Origin of the sequence: Pedobacter sp. GSP4, from assembly GCF_051857575.1 — a bacterium.
GTDB lineage: Bacteria > Bacteroidota > Bacteroidia > Sphingobacteriales > Sphingobacteriaceae > Pedobacter.
The window spans coordinates 140,227-159,576 of sequence record NZ_JBPZIR010000005.1 but is presented as its reverse complement, the minus strand read 5'-3'; the positions used below and the strand labels follow the sequence as shown (position 1 = coordinate 159,576).

Below are 19,350 nucleotides of genomic sequence, written 5' to 3'. Positions count from 1 at the left end.
ATTAATCTTCAGGCCAAAAAGCATCTTCTACATGTTTTAATGTATAATTTTTATCTTTTGTAAATGTAACTGCAATAATATCAAAACGGATATCATTTTGATGGTTCATAATCTCAATATATTCGTTTGCGGCAAGCTCCATCTGCACCTGTTTCGCTTTGTGCACAAAATCTTCGGGCTCGCCAAAAGCTACCGAGCTACGGGCTTTAACTTCTACAAAGACCATAATCCCGTTTTTATAAGCAATCAGATCTACTTCAGCCTTGCCATGGGTCCAGTTTTCGTCCAATATTTCGTAACCATTATCTTCGAGATACAGTTTTGCAATACCTTCGCCCTCCCGGCCCAAATCGTTGTGAAGCGCCATATGCTGTAATTATTGAATTTTGAATGAGTGAGCTGTTGAATGAGTGAATTTTGAATTAGTGAATGATTGAATGGCTAAATTTTAAATCACAAGTGAATGACTTGGATTTAATAGCTGAATAAACATCAAATTACCACTAACACGCTATCATTCCCCCATTCAGTCATTCAATCATTCTCTCGTTCAGTTATTAAATCCTTCTCTCAATTAATCATTTTATTTAACAATAACTGATCCCAAGAATTTCGAGATTTCACGTTCCACGCCTTTAATTACGCCATAACGTTGCATCAAAATCATTTGGTTATCCTCGTTCTTTTCTTCTTTTATTTCTTTTAAAAGGTTCATCAATATCTTTTCCACTTTACGTTTTTTAAGGTGAAAAATACCGCCCAATATAGTGGCTTTTAGGTTCATTGTTTCATCCTTTACATAAATGAGGTGCTTATTTAACCAGTTTTCGCTTAAAGCATGTTCTGATGTTGATAAGGTTATGGCTAAATCGGCAATCTCACGTTCTTGGTGGGTGATAAAATGGTTAGCTGTTGGCAACCGTCCGTTATCGATCTCTGATTTATAATAATCAATAATTTTCTTGCATAAGGGATCATCAAATTCTACGTCGGCCAAATTCTGCATAATGAACGGGCCAATATACATATCGTCAATTTTATCCCAGTTCACAAACTCATGCCCGAAAGTGAGTAACAAACGCACAATCTCCTTTTCCTGATGCTCTTCTTCTTTAACAGGCTGTTGCGGCTCGTAACCCATAGGACCGGCGCTATCGTCCCACAAATCATCTGGTGGACCAAGTGGTTCTGGAGGGCCTGAAGAATAGGAAGAAAAAGATTGTTTTGGCGCACCTGATTGATGGCCTCTTTGGTTACTTTCTAAGTTCTTTTTAAGCTTGGCCGAACGCATTTTATTCAGCTCACCCAATAAAATATGTTCATCTATTTCGAGTAAGCTGCTGCATTCGCGGATAAAAACCGATGCTTTTATGGGATCGGGTATTTTGGCAATACTCTCTACAATATCGCGGATAATACCAGCTCTTTTGATTGGATCATCGCCTGCATCTTTAAGCAGTACGTTTGCTTTGTACAGGATAAAATCTTTACGGTTCTGCTCGAGATAAGTTTTAAAGGCGCCCGCCCCAACATGGTGCATATACGAATCGGGGTCATGCCCATCAGGGAAAGAAACGATTTTTACGTTTAGGCCTTCTTCGAGGATCATATCTAAACCACGGAGAGAAGCTTTTATTCCGGCTGCATCACCATCAAACAAAATGGTAATATTTTGGGTAAAACGGCCAATCAGCTTAATCTGTTCAACGGTTAATGATGTTCCTGATGAGGCAACAACGTTTTCAATCCCGGCCTGGTGTACCGAAAGCACATCTGCATAACCTTCTGCAAGGTAACAGTTATCTAAATCGCGGATGGCCTTTTTGGCGTGAAACAAACCATAAAGCACATTCGATTTATGGTAAATTTCACTTTCGGGTGAGTTTACATACTTGGGAACATTTTTATCGGTTTTTAAGGTTCTACCCCCAAAACCGATAACCCGCCCAGTAAAGTTATGGATGGGAAACATCACCCGGCCACGGAAACGGTCGTAAATTTTTCCGTTATCGTTTTTAATGGATAAGCCGGTAGCCTCTAAAAAGGGTAAATTGTGGCCTGCATTGGTAGCACTTTGGGTTAAGGCATCCCATACATCTGGAGAATAACCAACTTCAAATTTTTTGAGGATATCTTCTCTAAAGCCACGTTCTTTAAAATAGCTCAGCCCAATCCCCTTTCCTTCTTCAGTTTCCCAAAGTTGTTTTACAAAAAAGGCACTTGCGTACTGCGATACAATATAAAGGCTTTCTTTAGCGCTTTGAGCTTCTGCATCCTGCGGACTCAATTCGGCTTCTTCTACTTCTATATTGTATTTGTTGGCTAAAAACTTAAGGGCTTCTGGATATGAATATTTTTCATGATCCATAATGAAGCGTACCGAATCGCCACCTTTACCACAACCAAAGCACTTGTAAATACCCTTGGTTACCGAAACGTGAAACGAAGGTGTTTTTTCGCCATGAAAAGGACAATTCCCAATTAAACTGGTTCCGCGTTTTTTTAAGTGCACAAAATCCCCAACTACCTCCTCAATGCGGGCGGTATCCATTATCTTATCTATCGTTTCGCGGTTTATCATACCTATTATTGATCGTCACTGCGAGGAAACAGAACAAATCAATCTTTTATGCTATTATTTTATCACCAATCTAGTTATCACCACAGGAAAGATTGCTTCACTCTATCGCTTTGCCATTACTTTGGTTCGCAATGGCGGCAACTGATTATCGTCATTGCGAGGAGGTACGACGAAGCAATCTTTCATGCTATTATATTAATTTCAATTCGTTATCATACAGAAAAGATTGCACCACTCTATAGCACAGCCCATTGCTTCAGTTCGCAATGACGATAAAAAGTAGTTTTACCATTCCTTCACTATTTCCCATAAATCCTTCCATTCTGGATTCATAGCTTCTATTAATTTTATCTTTTTTTTCCTGCTTCCACCTTTAATTCTCTTTTCTTCTGCGATTGCTTCCTCTATGGAATCGTAAGAACAAAAGTAAACAAGTTTATCCGTGTTGTATTTAGCCGAAAAAGAATTAAGATATTCTTTTACTTTATGTTCTTTCATTCTAAACACAATATCTGAAGTAACTCCAGTATATAACGTGGTATGGGTATAATTAGTTATAATGTAAACCGTTCCACCTCTTTCCATTTTTATAATTTAGATTAACGTTGTACTAGAAAGATTGCTTCACTCCATTACACAATACCTTTGCTTCAGTTCGCAATGACGGCCAGTGATTATCGTCATTGCGAGGAGGTACGACGAAGCAATCTTTCATACTATTATTTCCTTTCAATTAGTTATCACCACAGGAAAGATTGCTTCACTCCACTACACAACACTCTTGCTTCAGTTCGCAATGACGGCCACTGATTATCGTCATTGCAAGGAGGTACGACGAAGCAATCTTTCATACTATTATTTCCTTTCAATTAGTTATCACCACAGGAAAGATTGCTTCACTCCACTACACAACACTCTTGCTTCAGTTCGCAATGACGGCCACTGATTATCGTCATTGCGAGGAGGTACGACGAAGCAATCTTTCATACTATTATTTACTCTCAATTAGTTATCACCACAGGAAAGATTGCTTCACTCCATCACTCAACACCTTGCTTCGGTTCGCAATGACGACTTGGCTTACTTTACCAAAGGCAATAACTCATCGGCAACCAATTTATTACCGGTTTCGTTTAAGTGCACCCTATCAACGGTTAAAATTCCCTTTTCTTTATCTTCTGGATTATTTTTTGCTTCATATTCTGCAAAAATCTTCCTTAAATCGCATACAGGAAGGTTATTTTTTGCGGCCAGCGTTCTAATTCCTTCGGCATATTTATTCAAATCGGCGTCCAGTTCATTGGTGCCATCTTTTTTCTCTCCCACAACGGATGGTGTAACTAATACCACTTTACTTCCCACTCCCTGAATTTTGTTGATCAAGGCCTGATAAAACTTTAAATATTTATCGTAGTCTGTTCCGGTATGAGAGGATTGCTTATGCCAAACATCATTAATGCCTACATAAATAACCACCAAATCAGGTTTCTTATTTAACACATCATCTTCTAAGCGCAGGTATAAATCGTAAACTTTATTCCCACCAATTCCAGCTCCAATTACGTCGTATTTGGTAGAATCGAGTGATTTTTTAATGAGTGTTACATATCCGTTTTTAGAAACGCCCTGTTGGGTAATCGAATCGCCGAAAAAGATAATCCGTTTTGGTTTAAATGTCATTGAGGTTAATGCAATTAAGCAAAAGCTTAGTAAAATACTTGTTCTTAATAATGTTTTCATCTGTATGTGTATAATTGGTTAGGTTATTTTTTATCGGTCTTTTTAAAGTCAAGGTCCTGAAAATCGAAACTAAAATCAGTCAATGGCGAAATGGCTTCGATTTTAAATCCATCAGCCTGCGCATTGTTATCTAAACCAAAATTAACAAAGGCATCGGCATCCAAACTTCTGTCGTACCACTTCACAATAAAAGTATTGCCCTTGTAGTAAGTCATATCGCCTTTTAATTTAGGTGCATTTTTAGCCTGAAAATGCATTTTGCCATTTACTTCGCTAATGGTTACATCGCCAAACCAAGCATCGTGAAAAGTACCGTAATAATTTTTATTATCCGGTTTGGCTGTGGTCAGTTTTTGCTGGGCAGCAATATCATTCCAAACTTTGGCCACCATTTCATTGGCCTGTTTTTCATTTCTGAGTCTGTTATCATTATAGGTTTTAACGCGATCCTGACCTTTAATGCCCAGATAGCCATCTTTAATTGAATTGGTAATGGAATTAAAGGCTGCACCCGATTGTTGGTTGGTTAACACGATGATTCCAAGCTTTAGTTCGGGCAAAATGGTAACCTGTGTTACAATTCCGGATAAACCTCCGGTATGCGTGGCCTGAAAATTACCGTTTACATTACTTAAAAACCAGCCTAAACCATAGCTGCTAAAAGCTGCCGGATTGCCACCAGCAATAATGGTCTGCGGTGTCCAAAGCTCTCTTGCCACTGCGGGACTGAATAATTTCTTATCGAGTGTTTCGCCATATTTACCGCCGTTGATCATGGCTGTTACCCATTTGCTCATGTCGGTAACGTTTGAGTAGATACCACCGGCAGCATTGGCAATTTCGCCGAAACTTAAACCTACAGGCAATAATTTTCCTTCGTATGGAGCATGTCCATCAATTACATTCGATTTATCTTTTAAGCGGTACCAGGAGGCGGCGGTTTTTGTCATGCCCAAAGGTTTAATAATCCTGCCTTCAATAAAATCTTCGTAGGTAACACCCGAAACCCTTGCCACAACTTCTCCTGCCACAATATACATCAGGTTATCGTAATCATATTTGGTGCGGAAAGATGAAACCGGTTTTAAATAACGGAGGTTATGGATAAGCTGTTTTTTATCTACAGTTGATGAATCAGGCCAGATCATTAAATCGCCTGCACCTAGGCCCAGGCCACTGCGGTGGGTAAGCAGATCGCGGATGGTAAATTCGCTGGTTACGTAGGCATCGTACATTTTAAATTCAGGAATTACATCGGTCACTTTTGTATCCCAGGTTATTTTCTTTTCATCAACCAGAATGCCCAAAGCCGCAGCTGTAAAGGCCTTCGTGTTTGATGCTACCCCAAAAAGTGTATTTTCATCTACCTTTTTATTGGTTTTGATAGAACTAACGCCGTAACCTTTTAAGTGTATTATTTTACCATCTTTAATTACCGATACTGCAATTCCGGGTACATTAAAAGTAGTTAAGGTTTTTTCGACCAAACTATCGATCTGCTTGGAAGAAAGTACCTGTGCTTGTACGTGAAGGCTGAAAAACAGGAGTAAGGCAGAAAGCATCCTGCATTTTAATGATGAAAAAAGTTGCATATCGATCGGTTTAAATAATCGTTTAAAGATAACAACCTGAATTCGATTAATATTTATTCAGAATGATAAAATTTTATCTCTATTGCCAAAGGCAATCGTCATAACCCTTCTACAGGCTCAAGATGACACTCTTCAATTATGATAAAGCACCGGCGGCCTGATAAAGTAAAATATTAACCGAACCTTATTTACCCTTTTCGAGCCTGTAATCTTTGTGTACAATTAAAAAACTGGCCCGTTCTTCTTTTTTAAAAGGATAATCCCAGTTGCCCTGATAGGTAATTTTGGTTGGAAGTTTGTCATCTCCAAAATATCCCATTTCAATATTCATCTGTACATCGAAATCGAAAAGCATGTTGCTGTATTTCATATCTACATAACGGCCCAGAATATTGAAATTACGTTTATCAAAAATGGTTACGAGTTCTTTTATCATCACCCCATCTTTTGTCCAACTGCTTAAATCGGGTTTTACCGAAACTCTAAAACGGTATACGGGAATAGAATCGAGATAGGTACCGCTGGTAAAACCATAATCATAGTACTGGCGCATATTGGCCGAAAATATTTCGGTTTTGCTCCCGATAAAAGGAACTTTAACCGGCCGGCCGGGATTGAAGATCAACGTTTTTAATTTGTCTTTATAACTTTCATTTGTACCCCCTTTACCATCGGCAGCAGGCGCATTGGGCACAAAATCGGTATTGTAGGCATTCATAAAAATGTAATCGAACATTTCTACCGTGTAAAGCTGGTATTTACCGTTTTTCTTATAAATTTTACCGGTATCCTGCTTTACCAGATACTCCATTTTGTACGGGCCGCTGTTATTGTGCTTAATTTTACGGTAAATCTTACCATCAACCTTGTTCTTTTTATCGTAACTGTAAATGCGGTTCTCGGCAATAAAACTATAGCGTTTCATATCCCTGAACGATTGATAGAAAGAGGTATCGTTTACCACTTTATTAATAAACATCTCTACATTTAACTTTTCGGCTTTAATGTTTACCGTCGAATCGAGCGTAATGGTTTTAATGGTATCGGGGTTAAACCGTTGAATTTCTTGGGCAAAACCTGTACTGAGCGCGAGCGTAAACAATAAAAACAAAAATATCTTTTTCATGGAAAATGGGTGATGTTTAATGGGAAATGTAAAATGGATGATGTGAGATGCAAAATGGATGATAAAAAACCTTCCCCAATCCATCTTACCTAATTACATTTTACATTATTAGTTCCCTAATTGTTTCAGAGCGATGTAAGCCATTAGGCCTGTTGATATTTTTAAGGCGTCTTCGTCGATATCGAACTTTGGGGTATGCACTGAATACTGCGTATCTTTTGCTGCATTGCCTGTTCCTAAGCGGTAAAAACAGGCATCGGTAACCTGCGAATAGAAAGAAAAATCTTCGGCAGCCATCCAGATATCAAGATCTACCACATTATCCTTGCCCAAAAAATCTTCGGCAAAGCTCCTTGCATTGGCAGTTAGCTTTTCTTCGTTGATTAAAAATGGGTATCCTTTGTGGATGTCGAAATCGCAGCTTCCACCCATACTCTCGGCAATACCTTCGGCCATTTTCTTCATGCGTTTGTGTGCTTCTGCCCTCCAATCTTCATCTAAAGTTCTAAATGTACCTTCAATTTTAACCTCATTAGGGATAATGTTTGTTGCTCCGTTTGCGGTTACTTTACCGAAAGATAGCACTGAAGGGATACGTGGATCGGCATTACGGCTAACAATTTGCTGCAGCGCGATGATAATATGCGAAGCGATTACCACTGGATCGATATTTTGGTGTGGCTGCGCGCCATGGCCACCTTTTCCGGTAACGGTAACGTAAAGCTCATCGGTTGAAGCCATGTAAATACCTGAACGGAAACCCACTTTACCGGCATCGATTAACGGCATAACATGCTGACCAACAATATGGTGTGGTTTCGGATTTTCGAGCACTCCCTCTTTGATCATAATGCTTGCACCACCAGGTAATAATTCTTCCGCAGGTTGAAAAATCAATTTGATTGTACCACCGAAATCGTCTTTTAACTGGTTAAGGATATAAGCCGTTCCCAATAGCGAAGAACTGTGCACATCATGGCCACAGGCATGCATTACGCCGTGGTTTTTAGAGCGGTATGGTTTATCATTCGCTTCATGAATGGGCAAGGCATCCATATCTGCACGCAGGGCAATTACTTGGTCAGACGGGAGGTTGCCTTTAATTAAACCCACCACACCTGTGTTAGCGCAATCGGTATATTCGATGCCCCATTTTTTTAATTTATCCTTGATAAACAATGAAGTTTCGAATTCTTTGAAAGATAATTCTGGATTGGCGTGGATATGTTGACGGTAGCCAACCACATCATTAAAAATGTGGGCAGCCAGTTCTTGTATTTTATTTTTGATCATTGGTTGTTGTGGTATCTAAATTTGGTGCATTGATTTTTTCCCTAAAAATAAACAGTGTAGGGAAAGCTGGCCGCAGCTCGCTGATTAAGCGCTGTGCCTCAATGCGGGTTCTAAAATCGCCTACCCTGATATAGTAGTTAGGCTCTTTATAAATAAGGTAAGTATTTAATTTGGGGTAAAGGCCTTTAAACCTTGCCTGCTCATTGAAAACCTCCCGCCGGTCCGATCCATAAAAAATCTGTACGCGGTAACCGAAGGCAGAAACAATCGGTTTTCCTATTTTAACTTCGCCCGAAGTTTTATAAACTTCCATCCGCTTTGCAATTAAACTATCAATTAGCGGATCTTTAATAACTGTTACTTCTCCTTTTTGCGCAAAAGCAGTAATAGCAAGGAACAAACAGGATATAAAAGTTATTATTCTTTTCATTGATAAAGTAATTGGCATTTGGTGAGCAGATTTATTATCTCATTTCTTCTTAACAACAAGAATGCCGAAATCTTTGCAAAAATCGGCATTCTTTATGGGTTGTGCAAATAGTTTAATGTTGCCTGCTCAAATGATTAGATCGTCGGGGTTTTGATTGGTGGGCCAGATGGTATGAATGATGATTTGAAGATCATTGCTTTCATAAAAATGATATAATCAAGTATGATTAACCCTCTTATGTTATCTTTTGAAGATTGAATCCCTAATTGTGGGTTTCTAATCAGTAATTTTATTTGCTTATTAAATCTCTTGTAAAGCTTGGCAGAATATTTTTTGTTGCCATTTCTTTTAGCATAAAACTCAAGTATGGCAAACAGCTTAATCCTTGCATTGTGAGACCATATTATTTTTTTAACCATTTTTCTATTTCATCGTCAATAGCAGCCTGAGCTACATATAAGCCATTTTCAATTTGCTTTTGGGATGAAATAATTTCTTCTTGTTGTTCTGTAGTTAGAACCAAGGTTTTACTTTTAGCATTCGTATCGAGAATTGTAACGCCGAGTTCTTTAAGTAACTGCCGTACAACTGTCTTTTTATCTTCTGGAATTTTTATGGTTAATGTTTCCATATCTCAAAAATACTAAAAAAAGTCTGTTATCAAGATAAAACATTCGTGCATAAAAAAGTCCCGGCAAAGATGCCGGGACTTGATATATTATAATGTTCTGATTACAAATTAGCGCCGTGGCAGTTTTTGTATTTTTTACCACTTCCACATGGGCAAGGTTCGTTGCGCCCAATGGTAGCTTCTTTGCGGATTGGCTGCTGAGGAACGGCCTCACGGGTATCGCCAAACTCAATGCCTGGTTCTTCTCTACCAAACTCCTGTTTAGTGGTTTGTAACTTTGGCTGTTTTACCGGAGCTGGTGCTTCCCTAACCTGATCTGGCTCCTGCTGAACCGGAATACCACCTTTGTACAAGAAACTTACCACCTCTTTATTTACCGCATTCAGCATGCTTTTAAATAGGTTAAAAGCTTCCATTTTATAAATTACCAACGGATCTTTTTGTTCGTAAACTGCATTTTGAACAGATTGTTTCAAATCATCCATTTCACGTAAATGCTCTTTCCAGCTATCATCAATCAGGGCCAGAACAATTGTTTTTTCGAATGAACGGACAACTTCTTTTCCTTTGTTATCAATTGCCTTTTTAAGGTCTACTGCAACCTGGATACCGCGGATACCATCCGTAAAGGGAACAATGATCTGCTCGATGTGCTGACCGCGTTCTTCGTATACTTGTGTTAAAACCGGTAACGACTGTTGGATAATTGCCTCAGATTTACGCGCATAAAATGCTTCTGCCTCATCAAACAAACGTTCGGTTAACTGAGGGATATTGGTTGAAGCAAATTCCTTTTCGGTAATGGCCGTATCTAACGAGAAGTTTTTAATTACTTCCAGTTTGAATCCATCGTAGTTTGATTCTTCTTTGTATTCGGTAACGATATCTTCTGCAACATCGAAAACCATATTGTTCATATCTACATCTAAACGCTCGCCGAATAAAGCATTTTTACGTTTGGCATAAATTACGGTACGCTGCGAGTTCATCACATCATCGTACTCCAATAAACGTTTACGGATACCAAAGTTGTTTTCTTCTACTTTTTTCTGTGCACGTTCGATAGATTTGGTAATCATAGAGTGCTGGATCACTTCTCCATCTTCGATACCCATACGTACCATAATGCTCGATATTCTTTCTGAACCGAATAAACGCATTAAGTTATCTTCCAGTGAAACGAAGAACTGAGATGAACCCGGATCTCCCTGACGGCCTGCACGACCACGCAACTGCCTATCTACACGACGCGATTCGTGGCGCTCGGTACCCACAATGGCCAAACCGCCGGCATCTTTAACGCCTGGGCCTAATTTAATATCGGTACCACGACCGGCCATGTTGGTTGCAATGGTAACTGTTCCTGCCTGACCAGCTTCGGCTACAATATCGGCCTCTTTCTGGTGCATTTTAGCATTTAATACGTTGTGTTTAATACCACGAAGTTTAAGCATTCGGCTCAACAATTCCGAAATCTCAACAGAGGTTGTACCCACCAATACCGGGCGGCCAGCTTCTGTTAATTTTACAATCTCATCGGCAACGGCATTATATTTTTCGCGAACGGTACGGTAAACGTAATCCTGCTCATCTTTTCTTGAAATGTTCCTGTTTGTTGGGATTTCTACTACGTCTAATTTATAGATCGACCAGAACTCGCCTGCTTCGGTAGTTGCTGTACCTGTCATACCGCAAAGCTTGTGGTACATACGGAAGTAGTTTTGCAAGGTTACTGTTGCATAAGTTTGGGTTGCATCCTCAACTTTTACATTTTCTTTAGCTTCAATTGCCTGGTGCAAACCATCAGAGTAACGGCGGCCATCCATAATACGGCCAGTTTGCTCATCAACAATTTTAATCTTTCCTTCATCGATAATGTACTCTACATCAATTTCGAATAAGGTATAGGCTTTTAACAATTGGTTAACCGAGTGGATACGTTCTGCTTTTACAGAATAATCACGCATTAAGGCATCTTTATTAACCACTTTTTCTTCTAAAGGAAGATCAGATTTTTCCAATTCTGCCACTTCGGTACCTACATCAGGCAATACGAAGAAATGAGGATCCTCGCCCGATTGGGTAATCAGCTCGATACCTTTTTCGGTTAATTCTACCTGGTTGTTTTTCTCATCAATATAGAAATACAGTTCTGAATCTACTTTAGGCATGTTCTTAGATTGATCTGCCATGTAGTGGTTTTCTGTTTTTAACAACAGGCCACGTACACCGCTTTCGCTCAAGAATTTAATTAATGCCTTGTTTTTTGGTAAACCACGGTAAGCACGCAATAAAGCTAAACCGCCTTCGCCTTCTTCGGTTCCGGTATTACCGGCGTTGATTAATTTTTTGGCTTCATTTAAAGCTTGGGTAACGTATGCTTTTTGTGCATTAACCAAACGTTCGATACGTGGTTTTAACTCATAAAATTCGTGCTGATCGCCATGCGGGATCGGACCTGAGATAATTAAAGGTGTACGGGCATCATCAATCAATACTGAATCGACCTCATCCACCATGGCAAAGTGCAATTTACGCTGCACCAATTGATCAGGTGTTTGCGACATATTGTCACGCAGGTAATCAAAACCGAACTCATTGTTTGTTCCATAGGTAATATCTGCGGCATAAGCCCTTCTTCTTTCTTCAGAGTTTGGCTCGTGTTTGTCGATACAATCAACTGTTAAACCGTGGAATTCGAATAAAGGTCCGTTCCACTCACTATCCCTGCGTGCAAGGTAATCGTTCACGGTAACAATGTGTACACCCTGACCTGCAAGTGCATTTAAATAGGCTGGCAATGTACTTACCAAGGTTTTACCCTCACCCGTAGCCATTTCGGCAATTTTACCGCTGTGCAAAACAATACCACCTATTAACTGTACATCGTAATGTACCATGTTCCAGGCTACTTCTGTACCAGCTGCATCCCACTTATTGGCCCATTGTGCTTTATCGCCAACAATTTTAACGTTGTTTTTTTTCGCCGCGTAATCTCTATCAAATTGAGTTGCGGTAACTTCTAGGTAATCGTTTTCGCTTAAGCGGCGTGACGTTTCTTTAACTACAGCAAAAGCTTCTGGAAGGATTTCTAACAATACCTTTTCCAATTCTGCATCGCGCTCTTTACCTAAGGCATCAACCTGATCGTAAATAGCTGTTTTTTGGTGAAGATCTAAATCTTCGCTCTCTGCATCGGCTTTTAGGGCCGAAATTTTTCCGTCGATTTCAGTTAAGAAAGTGGAAATTCTTTCTTTAAATTCTATGGTTTTACCACGTAGCTCATCATTGCTAAGCGCTGAAAGCTTACTGTAGTGTTCATTAATCTTAACCACCAAGGGCTGGATGGTTTTTATATCTCTTTCTGATTTACTTCCGAAAATCTTCGCTAAAAATCCTAACATTATATTTTAAATCGTATGTATTATAAAAAAATGGTGTGTTACAACAACCAAGCCATTTGTCTGTACTAAGTCAGTTTGGCAGTTGCTGATATAAATGGAGCATAAAATCTTATTAAAGATTTTTGGGGAAAGGTAAGTTAAGGACTGTTGTTCTTCGGTTTTTTCCTGATGGTTAAATCAGTAATTACCTGATTTATGCTTACATATTTTGCAACCTTAAGTGGCGTTTGAGTTCCAATTATAGCTAGGCTGGTGTATGATAATAAATAAGGGTTACGGCGTTCGTTGAGCTGAACTGGGGCAGTATCAGTTGCATTAACTCCGATTTTATGTTCGTTACAATATTCGTTCAATATCCTAAGCCCTTCAACGCGTTCGGCTTTTGCCAAATGTGTTAAGCTAAAAAATACAAGCGATATGGTAACCAGGTGTTTCATTAATAGCGGCAAAGCTAGTTTTAATCTTTTATAAAAAGAAATCTGACCAGAGCAAAAAGCATACCTTAATTTTCTGCAGGGGTCTCTTATGAATTTATTGATGCAGACGACAGTTCTATGCTTGCGTGCGACAGTTCTATGTAGAGATAAAAAACACCCCGTCCTATCGGACACCCCTCTGAAAGAGGGGAATTAAATGCGTGTAAGCTTATATCCCCTTAAATACCTGATATAGTGCAAAATGATGTCCACCGCTCGGTCTTTAACGTTTCAAAGCAAGCGTTTGTCGATACATTTGTTACAGTTAATTCTTTTGGTGCAACTTTAAGGTAACAAAGCAAAACACTCAACTTATGGAAAGAAAAAATTTCATCAGAAGTTTAATGATCGGGGCCATCTCAACTCCAGTGATTATTGAGGCCTGCAAAAAAAGCAGCATTATGGATGGCACCAGCACTTCGGGTTCTGGCACGGCGGGCACCACTACCAGTACCAATGGCACCTGTACAGTAGCCCCAACAGAAACTGAAGGCCCTTTTCCGACTAAGGTACCTGCATCATATGTGCGCAGCGATATTACCGATGGCCGTACAGGCTATAAATTAACAGCAAAAATTACCATTGGCAACCTGAACAATAGCTGCGCTGGTTTGGCCGGCGCCATAGTTGATATCTGGCATTGCGATGCTGAAGGAAATTACTCAGAATATGGGGGATCAGGGATGCAGAGCACCAATTATCAATCGGTACATTTTTTACGTGGCCGCCAAACTACCGATGCCAATGGCCTGGTAACTTTTACCACAATTTTTCCGGGCTGGTACAGTGGCCGCGCAACCCATATCCATGTACATGTGTACAGTGCAGCAGGAACATCGTTAATGGTTACCCAGATTGCCTTCCCTGAAGGCAGCGGATCTTCGGTGGCTTTGGTAAACGGCTACAGCAAAGGCATGACCGGTTATACCTACAACAATGCCGACAACGTTTTTAGCGATGACAAAACAGGTATTGAGATTGCAACCGTTACCGGAACGCTGGCAGCTGGGTTCGACCTTAGCTTTAAAGTAAACGTGAAAGCATAGTATATCCTTATAATTGTTTTATTTTCATCAAAGACGTTGGGTTTTCTTAACGTCTTTTTTAATTTTATGCCATGTCGAAAAAGGTGATCGTTTTATGTTATCGAAAAATAATCGATGCAACGGATAATAATCCATGGAGCAAATTTGTGCATGAAGATAGTTTTGCTGAGTTTAAAATGCAGTCGCAGCTTTACAACCAGGAACAACAGTTTACCACATTTGCCGAAATATTATTGCACGTACCCGATGCCGAAAAACTACATTTTTTGGTAAGTGCGGCAATAACGGGATATTTACGGCAATTGAACGGAATAATACCCGACATTCTGGATAATCTGGGCAGGCGTTTTTTAACCTTTGAGCATTTTAAGTTCGAGCTGATCAATTCGGACATCAAAGATGTGCAACAACACAAAATAGCCATCAACTTTTTCTCAAAACCCTTAGTTTGGCACGAAACCATTGGGAACCAGTTATTGATTTCGCAGTTTAAAGAAACCCAGGGGGATGAAGTTTATACCAATCTTTTTGAAATGCAGCCTTTTGTGAGTATTCATTCTATAAAACAAACCGATTAACCATGGAACTAACACCTGGAAAAATATTTTTAGCCGATCAGCGTGGCCTGGCAGAAAGCTCGGTACTGAGCAGATACAGTACTTTTAATTTCGAAAAATTTTACAGCGAGCACAAAGCACCTGTTGGTGATTTATTTTTATGCAACGATGAATCCATCAACGGCGGAAAGGTTACTTTTTTTCTTTCAAAAGAAGATTCCTTTCAAATCTTTTTTCCGGTTACCGGCGGTATTGATGTGGTTCAGGGCAACAAAGAGTTTTCGGTTGATACCGGCAAAGTGCAGGTACTCAACACGGGTAAAGGCGAGGTGCTGGAAATTAGCAACCCCTACCCCAACGACAGGATAAACTACATTCAATTGGGCATTAAAACCGATTTCTTTTTACTGAGACCGAGCGAAATGCTGTACAGCTTCGATTTTGAAAAAGACCAGAACCAGTTGATAGAAATTATTTCGAATCCGAAATTACCCTTTAAATTAAGTGCCGGTATTTTTGCCGGACGTGAAGAGGCTATTTACCGGATGCAAAACCACAGCAATAAGTTTTACTGCTTTGTTATAGATGGGGCTTTCGAAATTGAAGGCCGTTTAATGCATGCCAGAGATGGTTTAGCGCTTTGGGATATTGAAGAGGTTGAGCTGGAAGCACTGAGCAATAATGCCATTGTAGTGGTTTTGGAGTTTTCTTTTTGAATGATTGAATTAGATAATTTTGAATGAGTGAATGAGTGATTTTTGAATGATTGAATTTTGAATGATTGGGGCGTAATACCTATTCTCTCATTCTCTCATTCATTCAATCATTCAATCCTTTCCAAAATATCAATATCACGATAGGTAATTACTTAAACACCACTTCGGTTGCGCCGTAGCCAAACTTTTCTTTTCTGGCATCCATATAGGTTTTAATGTGCGGGTTTTTACTGATCAGCTTGTGGATTTTATCGCGCAGTGTGCCGTTACCAGAGCCGTGGATAAAGATCATTTTATCGTAGTGATGAACAATGGCTGCATCTAAAGCATTTTGAAAATGCGCCAGTTGGATCTGCAGCATTTCATCCGGTTCTAAAAAATGATGATCATCTCTTAATTTCTCAATGTGCAGGTCTATTTCTTTCGAAGGTGCTGCTACGGTTTTCTTTTCGGCGGGCGATTTAAAAAAACTCTCTTTCAGCTTCTGCGCATCGATGGTTACCGGAACCAGATCATCCAAACGGATTAACCAGCCTTTATTTTTTAATTGTGGCAATTCTTTCTGTTCGCTGCCAAAATCTTTTGCCCTAAACTTCTTGCGGATCACCAAAGGATCGATAGGCTTAACATCCGCTTTGCTGAACACCAAAACCTGGAAGGTAAATTCAGGCCAAAGATCCAAATCGGCCAATGAGGCAGAATAAACCAAAGTTGATGCATAGGAAGGGATAATGCCATGAAAAGCACCGGCATATTTCTCTTTTCTTTCGGTGCTTAGGGTCACCAGTAAAATATTAGGCGATTGATTTTGTAAGTGGAAATGGACCACATTGCCCGCCTTATCGTCGGTTGCTATAGCCACATAAATACCATTTTCGATTTTGTTAACGCTGGGCACATTAACCTGTATGGGCTTGGGCTGATCTATTTCTTCTGCCACTACACCATGACCGTGAACGGAAGTTAAATTACCCACAGCAACCGGAATCTCGAAACCATCTTCGTCGGTTACACCCAAAGTCTGTGCATCAATAATCCGTGTTACGTAGCCTTCACGTTTTTCATCAACAAAACGGACAAAATCGCCTAATTTGAATTTCATAGCCCCTAAATCCCCTAAAGGGGACTTCTCCATATTATTTAGTGATAATTATTATAATTTATACAAATTTCACCCAGCCGCTCGGCTCCCCTTAAGGGGCTGGGGGTTAATGTCTAGTATCGTTTCCGTGGTAAATGCTCAGGTAACTTTCGTATCTCGAAACTGCAATTTCATCGTTGTTTACGGCTTCAATAACGGCACAGCCAGGTTCGTTAATGTGGCGGCAATTGTTAAAACGGCAATTGTGCGAGGTTTCGAAAATCTCCCTGAAGAAATGGCCGAGTTCTTCCTTTTCTATATCAATAACGCCTAATTCCCTTATACCAGGGGTATCTACAATGAAACCGCCCTGCGGCAGTTCGAACATTTCGGCAAAAGTGGTGGTATGCTGGCCTTTATCGCTCCAGTCTGATACCTCGCCCGTTCTCAAATCGCGATCTGGCAGCAAGGCATTGATCAAACTCGATTTACCTACACCTGAGTGACCTGAAATTAAAGTAATTTTATCGGTTATCAGCTCTTGAATAACCGGGATATTGATGCCTTTCAGCGCAGAAACTTCATAACAGGCATAGCCAATATTTTCGTAAATGTGCTTAAATTCCTGAAGAATTTCCAGCCCTTCTTTGCTAAAAAGATCGAGCTTGTTAAACACCAAAACGGCAGGTACATCGTATGCTTCGGCTGTAACCAGAAAACGGTCGATAAAGCCTAAGGAAGTTCGTGGTGAAGCCAGGGTGACCACCAAAATGGCCATATCCAAATTGGCCGCCAATATTTGGGCCTGCTTGCTCAGGTTAATCGATTTGCGGATGATATAGTTTTTGCGGGGCAGCATTTCATTGATCAGGCCCTGATTGCTATCGCGTTCCAGCTCAAACTTCACCCTATCGCCTACGGCAATTGGGTTAGTTGTTTTAATCCCCTTAATCCTAAATTTACCCACAATGCGGCAATCGTAACGTTCGCCGTTATCGGCAAGCACATTATACCAGCTACCTGTAGATTTAATAACTAATCCCTGCATATTTGCGGTAAAGGTATGAATATGATTTCATTGGTAGAAGCTACCGGCGCTGTTAAAAATTAGCCTATTGCGGTTAATGGATTAACTTAAGCCTAAATTTTAAGCTTATATTTTACAATCCACCAAATATCTTACATAAATCCAACGCATTAAAAGGCAAAAAACCTAAATTTGCGACAACAAAAAATCAAAATATAATGAGTTTCAGAATAGAACACGATACCATGGGCGAGGTGCAGGTACCAGCTGATAAATACTGGGGTGCACAAACCGAACGCTCACGCAATAACTTTAAAATTGGCCCTGAAGGTTCGATGCCAAAAGAGATTATCCATGCTTTTGGATACCTGAAAAAAGCGGCGGCCTTGGCCAATACCGAACTTGGTGTATTATCTGCTGATAAAGCTGATTTAATCGCCCAAGCATGTGATGAGATTATTGCCGGTCAACTGGATGATCAATTTCCTTTGGTGATCTGGCAAACGGGTTCTGGTACGCAGAGCAATATGAACGGAAACGAAGTGATTGCCAACCGTGCCCATGTAATTAATGGTGGCTCACTAGCTGATGATAAAAAAGTACTGCATCCTAATGATGATGTAAACAAATCACAATCATCAAACGATACTTATCCAACTGCAATGCACATTGCGGCTTATAAATTAACCGTTGAAAATACCATTCCGGGTTTAGAAAAACTACGCGATGCCCTGGCTAAAAAAGTAGCTGAATTCTCGGGCATTACCAAAACCGGCCGTACGCATTTTATGGATGCTACTCCCCTTACTTTGGGTCAGGAATTTTCGGGTTATGTACAGCAGATCGACAATAGCATCAGGGCGATTAAAAATGCCTTGGTTATGGTTGCCGAGCTGGCTTTAGGCGGTACTGCAGTAGGTACAGGCTTAAATACACCTAAAGGATATGATGTTTTAGTAGCCAAAAAAATTGCCGATTTAACCGGACTTCCATTTGTTACGGCGCCGAATAAATTTGAAGCTTTGGCTGCACACGATGCAATGGTTGAGCTTTCGGGCGCGTTAAAACGTACTGCCGTGGCATTGATGAAAGTGGCTAACGATGTAAGGATGCTGAGCTCGGGCCCACGTTGCGGTATCGGCGAAATTGTTATTCCGGATAATGAGCCGGGATCTTCAATTATGCCAGGTAAGGTTAACCCAACCCAACCGGAAGCTTTAACCATGGTATGCGCGCAGGTAATTGGTAACGATGTTGCAGTTTCTGTTGGCGGCATGTCGGGCCATTTCGAACTGAACGTATTTAAGCCTTTAATTGCGGCCAACGTATTACAATCGGCACGTTTAATTGGCGATGCCTGCGTTTCTTTCACTGATAAATGTGCGGAAGGAATTACGGCTAACCTACCTGAAATTGAGAAACATTTACAAAACTCGTTGATGTTGGTTACGGCTTTAAACCCACATGTAGGTTACGAAAACGCAGCTAAAATTGCTAAAAAGGCACATAAAGAAAATAAAACTTTAAAGGCTGCAGCGGTTGAGTTAGGCTTATTAACCAACGAACAGTTTGATGAGTGGGTACGACCAGAAGATATGGTTGGCAGCTTAAAATAAATGCTTAACCTATCGTCATTCCCAAATGGAGAAT

The 19,350-nt window shown here is 40.1% G+C and carries 17 protein-coding genes; 4 read left to right on the top strand and 13 right to left on the bottom strand.

Annotated elements, in window-relative coordinates; translation table 11 throughout:
- Window position 1 precedes the first annotated feature (1 nt).
- The 11 genes from ACS5PU_RS14810 to ACS5PU_RS14760 all read right to left on the bottom strand — a co-directional run bounded on the left by ACS5PU_RS14810 (window position 2) and on the right by ACS5PU_RS14760 (window position 13,234).
- On the bottom strand, window positions 2-367 hold the full coding sequence (locus ACS5PU_RS14810; protein ID WP_439459932.1) for a YraN family protein: 366 nt from the start codon (window positions 365-367) through the stop codon (window positions 2-4).
- 216 nt (window positions 368-583) lie between these two features.
- The gene (dnaG, locus tag ACS5PU_RS14805) at window positions 584-2,581 is read right to left on the bottom strand and encodes a DNA primase (RefSeq protein WP_439459931.1); all 1,998 of its coding nucleotides are present in this window, start codon (window positions 2,579-2,581) and stop codon (window positions 584-586) included.
- 285 nt (window positions 2,582-2,866) lie between these two features.
- Window positions 2,867-3,166 carry a GIY-YIG nuclease family protein gene (locus ACS5PU_RS14800; protein WP_439459930.1) on the bottom strand — a complete coding sequence of 100 codons (300 nt, stop codon included), beginning with the start codon at window positions 3,164-3,166 and terminating at the stop codon, window positions 2,867-2,869.
- 495 nt (window positions 3,167-3,661) lie between these two features.
- On the bottom strand, window positions 3,662-4,321 hold the full coding sequence (locus tag ACS5PU_RS14795; RefSeq protein ID WP_439459929.1) for an SGNH/GDSL hydrolase family protein: 660 nt from the start codon (window positions 4,319-4,321) through the stop codon (window positions 3,662-3,664).
- Between the two features lie 23 nt (window positions 4,322-4,344).
- The gene (locus ACS5PU_RS14790; RefSeq protein WP_439459928.1) at window positions 4,345-5,913 is read right to left on the bottom strand and encodes a serine hydrolase; all 1,569 of its coding nucleotides are present in this window, start codon (window positions 5,911-5,913) and stop codon (window positions 4,345-4,347) included.
- Between the two features lie 184 nt (window positions 5,914-6,097).
- Window positions 6,098-7,039 carry a hypothetical protein gene (locus tag ACS5PU_RS14785; RefSeq protein ID WP_439459927.1) on the bottom strand — a complete coding sequence of 314 codons (942 nt, stop codon included), beginning with the start codon at window positions 7,037-7,039 and terminating at the stop codon, window positions 6,098-6,100.
- A 108-nt stretch (window positions 7,040-7,147) separates the two neighbouring features.
- Window positions 7,148-8,332, bottom strand: coding sequence for a M20 metallopeptidase family protein (locus tag ACS5PU_RS14780; protein ID WP_439459926.1), 1,185 nt, complete (start codon window positions 8,330-8,332; stop codon window positions 7,148-7,150).
- Complete coding sequence (locus tag ACS5PU_RS14775; protein WP_439459925.1) at window positions 8,319-8,762, bottom strand: SPOR domain-containing protein; 444 nt, start codon at window positions 8,760-8,762, stop codon at window positions 8,319-8,321. Before ACS5PU_RS14775 ends, ACS5PU_RS14780 begins: the two co-directional genes overlap by 14 nt.
- Window positions 8,763-9,165: 403 nt before the next feature.
- A complete protein-coding gene (locus ACS5PU_RS14770; RefSeq protein WP_439459924.1) occupies window positions 9,166-9,393 on the bottom strand; it encodes a hypothetical protein in 228 nt (75 codons plus the stop codon).
- Between the two features lie 101 nt (window positions 9,394-9,494).
- Window positions 9,495-12,797, bottom strand: coding sequence for a preprotein translocase subunit SecA (secA, locus tag ACS5PU_RS14765; protein ID WP_439459923.1), 3,303 nt, complete (start codon window positions 12,795-12,797; stop codon window positions 9,495-9,497).
- A gap of 137 nt (window positions 12,798-12,934) precedes the next feature.
- Window positions 12,935-13,234, bottom strand: coding sequence for a hypothetical protein (locus ACS5PU_RS14760; RefSeq protein ID WP_439459922.1), 300 nt, complete (start codon window positions 13,232-13,234; stop codon window positions 12,935-12,937).
- Between the two features lie 353 nt (window positions 13,235-13,587).
- Here ACS5PU_RS14760 and ACS5PU_RS14755 point away from each other — a divergent pair, with 353 nt between their 5' ends.
- From ACS5PU_RS14755 to ACS5PU_RS14745, 3 genes are all read left to right on the top strand, one after another.
- Window positions 13,588-14,319: an intradiol ring-cleavage dioxygenase gene (locus ACS5PU_RS14755; protein WP_439459921.1), complete on the top strand. Its 732-nt coding sequence runs from the start codon at window positions 13,588-13,590 to the stop codon at window positions 14,317-14,319.
- A gap of 71 nt (window positions 14,320-14,390) precedes the next feature.
- Complete coding sequence (locus ACS5PU_RS14750) at window positions 14,391-14,897, top strand: hypothetical protein (RefSeq protein ID WP_439459920.1); 507 nt, start codon at window positions 14,391-14,393, stop codon at window positions 14,895-14,897.
- A gap of 2 nt (window positions 14,898-14,899) precedes the next feature.
- On the top strand, window positions 14,900-15,592 hold the full coding sequence (locus tag ACS5PU_RS14745; RefSeq protein ID WP_439459919.1) for a hypothetical protein: 693 nt from the start codon (window positions 14,900-14,902) through the stop codon (window positions 15,590-15,592).
- 148 nt (window positions 15,593-15,740) lie between these two features.
- Here ACS5PU_RS14745 and ACS5PU_RS14740 read toward each other — a convergent pair whose 3' ends face one another.
- Complete coding sequence (locus ACS5PU_RS14740; protein ID WP_439459918.1) at window positions 15,741-16,694, bottom strand: Smr/MutS family protein; 954 nt, start codon at window positions 16,692-16,694, stop codon at window positions 15,741-15,743.
- 106 nt (window positions 16,695-16,800) lie between these two features.
- Window positions 16,801-17,721: a ribosome small subunit-dependent GTPase A gene (rsgA, locus tag ACS5PU_RS14735; RefSeq protein ID WP_439459917.1), complete on the bottom strand. Its 921-nt coding sequence runs from the start codon at window positions 17,719-17,721 to the stop codon at window positions 16,801-16,803.
- A gap of 197 nt (window positions 17,722-17,918) precedes the next feature.
- On the opposite strand from rsgA, the gene fumC reads away from it, so the two are divergent.
- On the top strand, window positions 17,919-19,316 hold the full coding sequence (fumC, locus tag ACS5PU_RS14730; protein ID WP_439459916.1) for a class II fumarate hydratase: 1,398 nt from the start codon (window positions 17,919-17,921) through the stop codon (window positions 19,314-19,316).
- The last annotated feature ends 34 nt before the right edge of the window (window positions 19,317-19,350 follow it).